Annotated in this window: 11 protein-coding genes; 6 read left to right on the top strand and 5 right to left on the bottom strand. The window is 42.9% G+C overall.

Annotated features, from left to right (window positions below; genetic code table 11):
• Positions 1–99 precede the first annotated feature (99 nt).
• The gene (locus IZT61_RS03615; RefSeq protein WP_196099833.1) at positions 100–381 is read left to right on the top strand and encodes a SelT/SelW/SelH family protein; all 282 of its coding nucleotides are present in this window, start codon (positions 100–102) and stop codon (positions 379–381) included.
• Positions 382–385: 4 nt separating this feature from the next.
• Here IZT61_RS03615 and IZT61_RS03610 read toward each other — a convergent pair whose 3' ends face one another.
• Positions 386–598, bottom strand: coding sequence for a DUF6965 family protein (locus IZT61_RS03610; RefSeq protein WP_230383838.1), 213 nt, complete (start codon positions 596–598; stop codon positions 386–388).
• A 140-nt stretch (positions 599–738) separates the two neighbouring features.
• Between IZT61_RS03610 and IZT61_RS03605 the strand changes: the two genes are divergently transcribed.
• Complete coding sequence (locus IZT61_RS03605) at positions 739–1,134, top strand: DoxX family protein (protein WP_196099831.1); 396 nt, start codon at positions 739–741, stop codon at positions 1,132–1,134.
• Between the two features lie 681 nt (positions 1,135–1,815).
• On the opposite strand, the gene IZT61_RS03600 is transcribed toward IZT61_RS03605, so the two are convergent.
• Positions 1,816–2,022, bottom strand: a complete 207-nt coding sequence (locus IZT61_RS03600; RefSeq protein ID WP_196099830.1) for a hypothetical protein — start codon at positions 2,020–2,022, stop codon at positions 1,816–1,818.
• Positions 2,023–2,028: 6 nt separating this feature from the next.
• Complete coding sequence (locus tag IZT61_RS03595) at positions 2,029–2,328, bottom strand: DUF3175 domain-containing protein (protein ID WP_196099829.1); 300 nt, start codon at positions 2,326–2,328, stop codon at positions 2,029–2,031.
• Between the two features lie 120 nt (positions 2,329–2,448).
• On the opposite strand from IZT61_RS03595, the gene IZT61_RS03590 reads away from it, so the two are divergent.
• The 3 genes from IZT61_RS03590 to IZT61_RS03580 all read left to right on the top strand — a co-directional run bounded on the left by IZT61_RS03590 (position 2,449) and on the right by IZT61_RS03580 (position 4,168).
• On the top strand, positions 2,449–3,507 hold the full coding sequence (locus tag IZT61_RS03590; protein WP_196099828.1) for an AI-2E family transporter: 1,059 nt from the start codon (positions 2,449–2,451) through the stop codon (positions 3,505–3,507).
• Between the two features lies 1 nt (position 3,508).
• On the top strand, positions 3,509–3,871 hold the full coding sequence (locus tag IZT61_RS03585; protein ID WP_196099827.1) for a response regulator: 363 nt from the start codon (positions 3,509–3,511) through the stop codon (positions 3,869–3,871).
• Positions 3,872–3,982: 111 nt separating this feature from the next.
• Positions 3,983–4,168 carry a hypothetical protein gene (locus IZT61_RS03580; protein ID WP_196099826.1) on the top strand — a complete coding sequence of 62 codons (186 nt, stop codon included), beginning with the start codon at positions 3,983–3,985 and terminating at the stop codon, positions 4,166–4,168.
• Between the two features lie 1,000 nt (positions 4,169–5,168).
• Here IZT61_RS03580 and IZT61_RS03575 read toward each other — a convergent pair.
• Together IZT61_RS03575 and IZT61_RS03570 are read right to left on the bottom strand one after the other, a co-directional pair.
• Positions 5,169–5,939, bottom strand: coding sequence for a response regulator transcription factor (locus IZT61_RS03575; RefSeq protein WP_196099825.1), 771 nt, complete (start codon positions 5,937–5,939; stop codon positions 5,169–5,171).
• A 3-nt stretch (positions 5,940–5,942) separates the two neighbouring features.
• On the bottom strand, positions 5,943–9,104 hold the full coding sequence (locus tag IZT61_RS03570) for a ligand-binding sensor domain-containing protein (RefSeq protein WP_230383837.1): 3,162 nt from the start codon (positions 9,102–9,104) through the stop codon (positions 5,943–5,945).
• Positions 9,105–9,708: 604 nt separating this feature from the next.
• Here IZT61_RS03570 and IZT61_RS03565 point away from each other — a divergent pair.
• Complete coding sequence (locus IZT61_RS03565; RefSeq protein WP_230383836.1) at positions 9,709–12,840, top strand: SusC/RagA family TonB-linked outer membrane protein; 3,132 nt, start codon at positions 9,709–9,711, stop codon at positions 12,838–12,840.
• The last annotated feature ends 1 nt before the right edge of the window (position 12,841 follow it).

The following is a 12,841-nucleotide window of genomic DNA, read 5'->3' as shown; positions in this document are numbered from 1 at the left end:
TTAAACAATTAAACAATTAAACAATTAAACAATCCAACAATTAAGCAATTCAACAATAAAACAATCATTTAACCTAAATTTGCTCTAAAATTAAACAATATGAACAAACCCTTGATAACGATAGAATATTGCCCCAAATGCGGCTGGATGCTCCGGTCAGCTTACATGGCCCAAGAACTGTTAACCACCTTTACCGACGAGATTAAAGGCGTTACCCTTATTCCCAGCGAAACTGGCGGAACGTTTTTAGTCAGCGTAAACCAGGCAATCATCTTCGACCGTAAACAAGAACAACGGTTCCCCGAAATAAAAGAATTAAAGCAACTCGTACGCGATTATGTAAGCCCAGATAAAGATTTGGGGCACAGCGATCGCAAATGAAAGCTTAGCCGTTCGCCTCAATCAGCAGTTTCAGCATTTTTAAACGGTGTACCAATGGCTGGTTCACTTTCGAGGTAAGATCCGCTTTGAGCGGTTGAAAATGACTTTGAAGAAAATAATCATAATCAGTTATTTCAGTGGCCTGATTCAGAAAAATCGGAACCTGCTGCTTTCCTGCCTTGGTAAAGAAATCTTCTAACGCTAATAACTCTTGCATTGTCATGCCCCAAAGTTAATCCGAAAACAATACAATCCCCAGCAATGTTGATAATAACCTGAAGATGCTTAACGAGGAATCTTATTAGGTTGATTTGGAACAACAAACGTCAAATTAAAAGGACAATAAAAACTATGGAAATGAAAAGCATAGCGAGGGTTTTACTCGGGGCAGGATTAATTTTTGCAGGAATAGGGCATTTAACTTTTGCCAGAAAGCCATTTCAGGCACAAGTGCCCGATTGGGTGCCATTAAAAAAAGATGACACCGTAGTTTACTCAGGCTTCGTAGAAATACTAATGGGTGCCAGTTTAATTTTTGCCCCCAAAAAGTACCGTAGCCAGGTTGGTTTATTAGCCGCCGCTTTATTTGTGGCCGTTTTTCCCGGCAATATTTCTCAATACCTCAACAAAAGAAGCGCCTTTGGTTTAAATACCGACGGAAAAAGATTCGCCAGATTATTCTTTCAGCCTGTGCTGGTGTACTGGGCCTTAAAAAGTACGAGTAGAGGAAGGAAAGTACTAAAAGCCGGGTAACCTCCGACAAATCAGATTGCTCACCTTGAAAAATTGGGGCAGGTAGGCATGCACAACGCCTGCCTTGCTACAAAGTAGCCCCTTTGGAACAATGACAAAATGGGGATGAAAGACTTTTCCTCGAACAGCCCTTGGTTTTTTAATAATGCTTTTTAGAGGAGGCCCCTAGAAAAGGTCGTCATTTCGAGCGCAGCCGAGAAATCCCTATATAAGGTTCAAAGATTTCTCCTCCAAAGGAGCTCCTTCGGAGCACTTCGGTCGAATCCGATAGCTATCGGATGACGATTTGCCGGAAAGAACTGTCATCTGATAGCTCGGATCTATTTTAGCATCTTTCTTGCTTAGGGTTCATGCTAAACAGATCACCGCCAAGCTACAATGACAGAAATCACAAATCTCGTCATTGCGAGGTACGAAGCAATCTCATTCCGTTAATCAGATTGCTTACCGATGAAAAATCGGCACAGGTAGGCACTGACGATTCCCAACCTCGCTACAAGGTAGCCCCTTTGGGGCAATGACGAATTATCGAGGTAAGACTTCGCACCAGAATGATCCTGCGGTTACGATAGGTTCGGTGCCCTTGGGTTAGGGATTTACTTCGTAGCTGCTTCGCGGTCTTCACTGCGTTCAGATCCGATAGCTATCGGATGACAAGCGACTTATTCGCAACAATTACCATTAAGGCCGCGGATTTTTCGCATTCCCCAAGCTGTCTTGCATGTTCCGGTTGGTGGTATCCCTTACAGCCGACGAATCCGTACTTGCAGAATCAATAATCGTGGTATCAACATCTACCCGGCCAGTTTCGCCCTCTCTGCTTTTAGACGTACAGGCGCCTATGCCAACAGCTACCGCCATTGCGGCCATTAAAAATTTCGTTTTCATCTTCTTTTATTTTTTCGGTTCACGGTCAAACACTTTTCTCAACTCGTCTTTCGCATCCTCAAGCACTTTCTTTTGGCTATCCGGCAGGTTTTTCCCCGCACGGTTAATATAAAATGTTAACATCGACATCGCCGAGCGGTAAGGAGATGACTTCCGCCTATCGCTATCTTCGGCCGACTTTTTTAAAGACCGGGCAATCTTTTTTGGATCTTTCGACTCAAAAATATGTTCCTTAAGGTCTAGCGCATCACTATGTTCTGTTACTTCTCCCGACCACTTTTTGCTTGTTTTTTTCGTGCTGCTCATTTTTTATCCAATTGATACCTAAACAACATTTTTCTACCCGCTACAGTTTACTTAAATTTCCATTAAGAAAGCGAGCTCGCCAGTCCCTAAACTTTTTTGCCTTTTTCCTGTTAAACCATCATGCATAAACTTCAACAAAGCGTTTACATTGTTTTACTCTTAGTACTCGTTTTCGGCGGGCTGTATATTGGCAGTAGTTTCCTTATTCCCCTGGCACTTGCAGGCGTTTTCTCCATGTTGTTTATCAAACTATGCAACTTCTTCGAAAGGCGTGGAATGAACCGTGGCCTCGCCGCCTTTCTCTGTATTTTTGTATTTATTGCTGCCGTAGCCATAATTGCCGGCCTTTTATACTGGCAAATGGGTAGCCTGACCGAAAACCTCGATGCCATGAAATCGCGACTCACGGGAATGATAGAACAGCTCCGATCATGGGTTAATCAAAAAGTCGGCATAGATAAAAAGCAGCAAAAAGAAATTATCCAGCAGGGCAACAGCCAAACCGGAGCCATGCTGGCCGGTTTTGCAATGAATGTGATGAGCATTGCCGTAAATACCGTTTTGGTCCTCGTGTATATGTACCTCAGTTTATATTATCGGGCACACATTAAACAGTTTATTTTAAAACTTGTACCAAACGGCGACGAAAATAAGGCAGCCGGAATTGTACACGAAAGCGGCCTGGTAGCCCAGAAATACCTCAGCGGTTTAGGTGCTATGATCGGCGTATTGTGGGTAATGTACGGAATCGGTTTTAGCCTGGTAGGTGTAGAAAGCGCTATCTTTTTTTCCGTACTCTGTGGCATTCTCGAAATTGTTCCCTTTGTGGGTAACCTAACCGGAACATCAGTAACCGTTTTGGCCGTTATAGCGCAAGGTGGCGATTCCAAAATGATTATTGGCGTTTTACTCGTATATGGAATAGTGCAATTGGTACAAACCTATATCCTCGAGCCCCTAATTGTTGGCGAGCAGGTAAACATTAACCCCCTGTTTACCATTCTGGCCATTGTTTTAGGCGAGTTTATTTGGGGCGTTGCAGGTATGATTTTGGCTATTCCCATCCTTGGCATTGTTAAAATTATTTGCGATAGGGTAGAAGTGCTTAAACCTTACGGCTTTTTAATTGGCCCCGCAAAAGCCCCCGTACGCAGGAAAAGCCTATTTAATAGAAAATAATATGAAGAAAAGAGTACTTATTATTGATGATGACAATGAGTTGCAGGAAGTATTCCCATTGATGTTTCAGCACAAGGAATACGAGCTCAAGGCCCTGCTCAACATTCAGGATATCGATCAGATATTGGCAGATTTTAAGCCAGACCTCATTTTGCTCGATATCTGGATCGGGAAGGTTGATGGCAGAGTGGTGTGCAACTATTTAAAGAGTCACCAGCAAACCGTAAACATCCCCATTATTTTAATTTCAGCAGTTAAAATAGATATCGACGATGTACATTGTACCCCCGATGCCATTTTGCACAAGCCCTTTGAAATGGATGAGCTCATTGAATTGATGGACGAACTGCTCCACACTTCCTAAGCTGTTAATTGCGAGCGGTTTTGTAAAATACCTGATAGATAAAGGATCTGACGCCCCCTTTGGAAAACATTTTTATTACTGCTACGTTCAAAATATATTAGAATGCTAATTATGGAAATACATACATCGAAAAAAGATTCGTCGAATTTACAAACAGAATCAGCCAACAAAGCCCCATCTGGTCAGCAAAGTGGCCTTGCAAACGAAGGGATAGAACGCATTTCTCAAGCCCTTTGGAAAGTAATTAATGCACAGATAGCGGAAAACGACGCCAGCCTTTGGAAAATGTGGCGGTAATAAAGCTTCCCTCACGAAAACATTCCCGCCTGAACGGACAGGTTTGGAAACATAGGTCACATCTTTTAGCCACATAAAAACTATGTTTTCTATGTGCCTATTGGAAAGTAATTAATGCACAGATAGCGGAAAACGATGCCAGCCGTTGGAAAATGTGGCGGTAATAAAGCTTCCCTCACGAAAACATTCCCGCCTGAACGGACAGGTTTGGAAACATAGGTCACATCTTTTAACCACATACAAACTATGTTTTCTATGTGCCTATTGGAAAGTAATTAATGCACAGATAGCGGAAAACGACGCCAGCCTTTGGAAAATGTGGCGGTAATAAAGCTTCCCTCACGAAAACATTCCCGCCTGAACGGACAGGTTTGGAAACATAGGTCACATCTTTTAGCCATATAAAAACTATGTTTTCTATGTGCCTATTGGAAAGTAATTAATGCACAGATAGCGGAAAACGACGCCAGCCTTTGGAAAATGTGGCGGTAATAAAACTTTGCTCAGGAAAACATTTCCGCCTGAACGGACAGGTTTGGAAACATAGGTCACATCTTTTAGCCACATAAAAACTATGTTTTCTATGTGCCTATGTGGTCGACAAATTTAGCAGGGCGCTCTTTGTTGGCCAGTGGTTTGTTGGTGTCTTGCGTATCATCGCTAGGAGATCCTTCCTGCCCGTCCCAACGCTATTACGTTAAGCTTTGTTGTCATTATAAGAAAAATTTAGACTTAGCTTAATAGGAATGACCTCTATTGTTGCTGTCTTTCCCGCGCAGGCGGGAAACTCAAGATTATGAGCCTTTCATTAAGATCCCCAGCCAAGCTGAGGATGACGACCGTTCATAGTTGGTGCTCAGGATGACAATATTTTTTGTTTTATCGGCAACTCAATAGCATTGCTGCTCGTCCGGTCAGGCGGGAATTAAAACTCAGGATGACAGCATTTAAACTTTTTATCCACTAAGCTATCACTTTGGACGATGTTTGATCTATAGACTCAAGACTCCCTACTCTTCAACTGCGCCGCGTATTCAATCGGTGTCATGCCATAATGCTTTTGGAAATTCTTACCAAAAATACTTTGCGAGCTGTAGCCCACCATTTGTGCAATTTCGAATAGCTTGTACTGATTTTCGGCAATTAAACGAACTGCTTTCTTCAATCTGGCAATGTTGACGAGCTCTTTCGGCGAAATTTTGGATATGGCCTTCACCTTTCTGTAAAACGTCGGACGGCTCATGTTCATGTGGTAGGCCAGCTGATCGATATCTAAATTGAGATCGTCGATGTGCTGTTGAACATACTCATCAAGCTTTTTTAAAAATAGCTCGTCACTTTTCGAGTGTGCCATTACACGCGTATCTTCAAATGGAGCACTGGCAAAATGCGCACGGATTTTAACCCGGTTTTTAAGCAGGTTGGCAGCCTGTAGCATTAAAAAATCGGGCGAAAAGGGCTTTTGCACATAAGCATCGGCGCCAACTTCCAAGCCGTCGATTTTAGCTTGGTACGTGTTTTTTGAGGTTAGTAAAATCAACGGAATGTGGCAATAATCGATATTCGATTTTACTTCCTTGCAAAATTCGAAGCCATCAATTTCGGGCATCATAATATCGCTAATGATTAAATCGATCACATTTTCGCTTAACATTGTTAAAGCTTGCTTGCCATCCTCGGCGGTTAATACCTCGTACTTCTCACAAAATATTTCCGACAAGAAATCCAATATATCTTCGTTGTCATCAACAATTAAAATCAAATCGCTCATAAGTTATAGTTTTTTCCATTTGTTTAGGCTGAACTCAATAGAATGATGTATCGGCAAGGTTAATTCAAATACAATAAGTAATTCGTCGCTGTGGGCCAGTGTTAACGATCCGGTGTGCAGTTCCGCCAGCGATCGGGCAATGGGCAGACCGATGCCGGTGCCAGGCTTATCGGTATCCTTATGAACCCTGTAGAAAGGCTCAAAAATCTTATCTCTAACCTCAAACGGAATGGGATCGCCATCGTTAACGAAACGGATTACAAACCTGTTATCTTCATTTTCGACTAGGAACAGCTCAACCCTGATGCCCGATGCCGCATACTTGATGGCGTTAGACAACAGATTACTTACAATTTTAGTAAAGGCTTCGTAATCTACAAAGGCAATTAACCCTGTTTTTGGCACATCAAGTTCAAACTTAATCTTTCGCTTTTCCAGCTCTGGTTTAAACACACTAATTTCTTGTTTAAGCACTTGCGTAATGTTCAGTTTCACGAAGCTCAGGCCAAACTGGTCAATTTCTGTCTTTCGAAAATCCAACAACTGCGATGTTAAAGAAAGCAGGCGATTGGTGTTCTTATCAATCATGTTTATGCTCCGCTTTATTGTGGGTACTTCATCAATGCGGTTCAATATCCGCTCTAACGGGCCCTTTATTAACGTTAGTGGCGTTTGTATCTCGTGCGCAATGTTGGTAAAAAACTCAATTTTTGCCTGGTAAATTTCTTTATCCTTTTCAAACTGAAAAAGCTGAAGTTTCCTCTGGTTCCTTGCTTCGAGCACTTTGCGATAGTAGCTCGCCGAGAGGTAAAATGCCACTGCAATCAACAGAAAGTAGATGATGTAGGCCGGCAAGCTCTTCCAAAATGGCGGAAGGATTTTAACGACTAGCTTTCGCTCTTTGCTGGCCCAGCCGCCCACACCGTCGTGCGCCTTTAGCACAAACGTATAAGTGCCCGGCGAAAGGTCGGTAAAATAGGCTCTTTGGTTATTTTTTACCCGCGTCCATTCATTCGTACCTATTCCCTGCATTTGATATTGATAGGTAATTGTTCTCGGAGAGATGTAACTGAATGCGGCAAACTCGATGTTGAAACTCGATTGATTGTAATTGAGCGTTACCGTATCCGTGTACAAAATAGAACGCTTCAATACCGTTCCCTTTGTATTCGGCAACATCTCATCGTTATTTAACTGCAGCCCCGTTAAAAAAATATCAGGTGCACCCGTTCGTGCCAAAACATCGGCCGGATTAAATACAATTAAGCCCTGTACCGTACCAAAATATAAGTTTCCGGCTACGTCTTTGTAGGCCGAATTATAATTAAACTGATCCGTAATTAAGCCGTTGGCCCGGGTAAATACCTTTAACTTTTTTGTTTTTAAGTTCATGCAGATCAATCCTTTCAGCGAACTGATCCAAAGATTGCCCAGGTTGTCTTCCAACGTTCTGAAGATATAATTGCTCGGCAGACCGCTCTTTGTAGTCATCTTTTTAACCTTGGTACGTGTAGAATCGATTGCTATTAAGCCACCGCCTTCCGTAGCCAGCCACAGGCAATGCCTGCTATCTTCAAAAATGCCCTGAATCTGGTATTCATAGTCGCGGCCCGAGCTGAATTTAATGTTGCCCCGAACACCCGTTTTTGGATTATGATAAAATACACCGTTTTGCAGGCTTCCCGCCCAAATCGTTCCGCTATGATCTTCCATAATGTCATAAACGTTAGAATTATTCGGCATAAACGACACACGAACAAAACGATCTTTGTCTTCCTGGTATTCGAACATTCCGCCATTCACCGTTCCCAGTAATATTCTCTTATCCGAAGTTTGATAAATGCACATCACAAAATCGCTCGTTGGCCCATCCGCCGCACGTATTACCGAGTAATTTTTGAGGATCTTGCCTGTTTTGATATCCATTACGTTTAGCCCATGCAAAAACGGGCCGATATACAACCTGTTTTTCGTGGCAAACAGACCATGAATATTCGGATAAGAAATGCTGTTCTTGTTTCCCGTTGAAGTGTATTGAGTAAACTTTCCGGTTTCGGTGTTCAGCTTATTTAATCCGGCATCTTCCGTGCCGATCCATATATTTTTATTATCGTAGCTGCAAATTTCCCGCACGGCATTGCCCGAAATCGAATTGGCTCCTTTAACGCTGATATATTTATTGAACTTTACGTTTTCTGGCGAAAGATAGTTGAGGCCGCCAAAGAAAGTACCCGCCCAAAATCCATTTTCCTTATCTTTTAACAGGCAGTAAACTGCGTTATCAGAAAGTGCATAACGATCTGCAGGCGTTTTTTTTAGGTTAACGAACCGATGGCTGAGCAAATTGTACACATAAATGCCCGATTCCGTAGCTACCCAGTAATTGTTGTTTTCTGCCGCAATAATATCACGAACATATACATCCGTATGGTCGTCGGTTTTGGTTAATAATGGCCTAACCAGCCCCGTTTCGCAGCCGTAGCTTAACAAGCCCTTCTTTCTGGTACCCACCAGAATTTCATTATCCAGCACCAGTAACTTACTGATTAGCTTTTGGTTGTCGGGCAGACTGCGATCTAACAGCTGAACTACTTTGTTGATGGTATTTGTTTGAGGATCAAATTTAAACATCTGTCCCTTTTCGTTTCCTATCCACAATTCGCCGGCTTTATTAAACCGCATGCAGGTTCCCTTTACCGCACTAAAATAGGTGAGCTTTTTAAGCCTTTGGTTGTATCGGTAAAGCATAAAGCTCTTTAAAAACCACACATTGTCGTTTACATCTACAAGAATGTTTTCGATACCCTCCGAACCCTTTAACGGAAGTTGAAAAAATACCTCTGTAACCGGATTAAAGCGGAAAAGGCCGCGACCCGTTCCAATCCAGATCATACCCTTTTTATCCTCACATAGCGAATTGATAAAGTTGTTGCCTATCGTGCCAAAGCTATTCGATTTGTTGGCATAGGATTTAAAACTGTAACCATTGTAAGCGTTCAAACCACCTTTCGTTCCAATCCAGATCATGCCATTGCGATCCTGCAAAAGACTAATAACGGTGTTGTGCGATAGGCCCTCGTCAACCTGATAACGTTTAACATAGTACGGTTGACCTAAAGCCACTGATGCCGTGAACAAGAAAAGGGATAAGAGGAAGATTCTCATTTGCATTGGCTCATAATAGGTAACCAAAGTTAAAAATTGCTACCAAAGTTCCAAACGCGGTTTGCTTGTAAAGCCGTGCAATGCTCACCTGTGAAGAGTTGTGCATATGGCCGGCTGAAAAATGAGACATTTCCGCTAATAAATGATCAGATTGTCACCGTCGAAATGTTTTTATTTGAAGTAACAAATTACAACCAAATATTAAACAGTTATGAAAAGAACTTTACTTAAGCGGCCTGCTTTCAGGCCCCAACCCGATGAAGTAGGTTTAATGGCAATCAGAAAGAAACCCAATTAATTTAAAGTAAAATCGGTTTAGCTGGGAGGGAAGTTCAGACGAATGGACCCATCGGAAATAAAATCTATTAAATCGGTAGACTTTATATTGTTTTTATATATTTGCGCATCAATCCTTATTTATATGAACATTTTCGATCTGCCGATGGCCACCTGCAAATTATTTCCCTCCGAAATTAATTATCGGTTACTGACCAGTTAAGCCAAGTTATTTTTTATTAATCAATGTTTCGTGTTGCATCCACTGTGCTGCAACAGGCTGTTTGTGCCAATTTATTATTAACCAAACAATTAACCATCCTTAAAAATGAAAGAAAAAATAAAAATCCGAAAGTTTAGTTTTTCGCCAATGGATTTTGTCCGTCCGCTAAAAAGCAAAAATCAGCTGCTAAAAATGTTGAGTTTGCTGCTTATCCTCATCGGCAGTTTATCAAACCAGGTTACTGCGCAAACTTCGCGCATCAGCGGTACCGTTAAAGACGAAAAAGGCGAAACCATTGTTGGGGCTACCGTAAAAGTGAAGAACCAACCCATTGTGGTAAGTACCAATGCCGCCGGGGCATTTACGCTCGAAGCAGCGCCAACTGCGGTTTTACAGATTAGTTTTGTGGGCTATAAAAATGTAGAGATTGAAGTAAATAAAAGAACATCGGTAAATGTTACGCTCGAACCGGAAGCAGGAAACCTGGATGATATTGTGGTGGTGGGTTACGGTACGGTGCGTAAAAGCGACCTTACGGGCTCGGTAACTTCATTAAAAGCCGGCGACATTACCAAAGGGGCTAACGTAAACGTTCAGCAAGCCCTGGTAGGACGCTCATCCGGCGTTCAAATTTATCAGAAAAGTGGTGAGCCCGGAGCCGCAATGAGTGTGCAGGTTAGGGGTGTAACCTCAATTACCGGAAACAACAGCCCGTTATATGTTGTAGATGGTTTACCCATTAACGACGCTGCGGCAGTTGGTGGATCGGCACCGGGCGGAACAACGAACAACCCGAACCTGCGCTCGGCGATGAACAATTTAAATCCATCAGATATTGCTTCAATTGAGATCCTCAAAGATGCGTCGGCAACGGCAATATATGGCTCACGCGGTGCAAATGGCGTAGTAATCATCACCACAAAAAAGGGCGATGCGGGTAAATTGAAAGTAAACTATAACGGTTCTGTAGGTACGCAAAAGGCTACTCGCTTGCTCAACTTCATGACGGGCGACGAATATACGCAGGCCATTAACGGAATCATCGATTTGGGCAGTCTTTCTACCGCACGCGTTACGGGCGACAATGCCAACACCGATTGGCAGTCGTTATTACTAAGGAGGGCTTCACTGCAAAGTCACGATATTTCCTTTTCTGGTGGCGGCGGCAATACTAAATTTTACATCTCCGCTGGTCTTTACGATCAGGATGGGATTATGCTCAACTCTGGCAACAAGCGGTATAACGGGCGTGTAAACGTTGAACATGCGGTGGCGCAGAAATATGCTGTTGGCATCAGCCTCGAATCATCGTACACCAGAGATGATTACAACGCAACCGGCGTGGGTTTAAACGACAATGCAAGTGCGCTGTATATGGCTCAAAACTACGATCCCACCGCTGCACCTTATACGGCTACTGGCGGGTACAATCGTTCGCCCTTAATGAATCCGATGGATAACCCCCTGGCGGTGATAAACGGACAATACGGAATGAGCGATACTTACCGAACCATCGGGAATATTTATGCTGAATACTATTTTATTCCATCTTTATCGGCCAAAGTGAGAGCAGGGGCAGATGTAAACGATAGCCAGCGTTACTTTTGGATCGACCCAACAACTTTAACAGGTGCATCGTACAACGGCTATGCCGATGTGCGTGATGGTAAGCGTGCTTATTATTTGGGTGAGGCCACATTGAACTTTAATAAAACCATTGGCGATCATAGTATTGCTGCCGTTGCTGGTTCTACTTACGAGCGTTACACTTCGAGTGTATTGATTGGAAACTCGAGATCGTTCGCCTTGCCAGATTTAACTTACGATGGATTGGGAACAGGCGATAATACCTTAAACGGGGTAAGCAACAACAGGCAGGAAAACATTTTAGTTTCTTTTTTAGGTCGTGTAAATTACGCCTACAAAGGCAAGTACCTGTTAACTGCTTCGTTAAGGGCTGACGGTTCGGCCAGATTTGGCCCGAATAAAAGATTTGGTTATTTCCCTTCGGCCGCCCTGGCATGGAAAATTAGCGATGAGGATTTCTTAAAAGACAACAATACCATCAGCGAGTTGAAGTTACGGGCAAGTTACGGTGCTACCGGAAATCAGCCCAATGCCAATTACATTTATTTCAGTACCTATTCGGCAGGGCGAAACGCCATTTTTGGTGGCACGAGATATAGCTCATTAAATCCTACCCGCAGTGCTAATGCCGATTTACAATGGGAATCGGCTAACCAAATTGATTTGGGTATCGATTTTGGGCTCTTCAACTCGAGGTTGAGCGGAAGTATAGAATACTATAACCGTAAAACCTCCGATCTGCTTTACGATATTCCACAGGCGGCAAGTACGGGCTTTGGCTCGCAAACGCAGAATGTTGGCAGTATGCGCAACACAGGAGTTGAATTTTCGGTAAAAGGATCGATCTTGAACAAAAGCGATTTTACCATCGATGCAGGTTTCAACATTACCACACTTAAAAATCAAATCTTAAGCCTTGGCGAGCTCAATCAGGTAATTTATGGCGGCGTAGGCTCCATTGGTTCAATCGGAATTTTAAGACCGGGCGAGTCGATAGGATCTTACTTCGGTTATATTGTTGATGGCGTTTGGCAAACAGGCGATGATTTTTCTACAGCGCAAACCGGTGTTCGTCCCGGTGATTTAAAATACCGCGATTTAGACGGCAACAAAATCATTGATGCCAACGACAGAACAATTATTGGTAAATCGATGCCCAATTTCTATTACGGTTTTAACACCAGCGTGGGTTATAAAAAGGTTAGCCTTGATGTTTTCTTCGAGGGATCGCATGGTGCGAAACTATTGAACAGCAGCCTTGTTGATGCGCTTTATCCGGTCGATCTTCGCAGAAATAAGTTGGCAGAACCTTATTTAAACCGCTGGACGCCAACCAACGCCACAAACGATTATCCATCTTTCTTGCCAAATGATGTACAAGGTCAACGTCAGGTAAACACCCGCACTGTAGAAAATGCATCGTACTTAAGGTTGCAGGCCGTAAGATTGAGCGTTAGGGTTCCGCTGCCGAAAAACAAATTTGTAAGCAGCTTATCGGTGTTTGCAAACGGATCGAACCTCTACACCTGGACTGATTATTCAGGGTCTGATCCCGCGGCAAACTCGTTGGGAGATAACATTCTAAAAGTAGATTACAATTCTTATCCGCTCTCCAGAACTTACACTTTCGGAATCAACCTTCAGCTTTAAT

This window comes from Pedobacter endophyticus (assembly GCF_015679185.1).
Taxonomy (GTDB): Bacteria; Bacteroidota; Bacteroidia; order Sphingobacteriales; family Sphingobacteriaceae; genus Pedobacter; species Pedobacter endophyticus.
The sequence above is the reverse complement of the archived record's forward strand: the minus strand, read 5'-3'. Positions and strand labels throughout refer to the sequence as shown.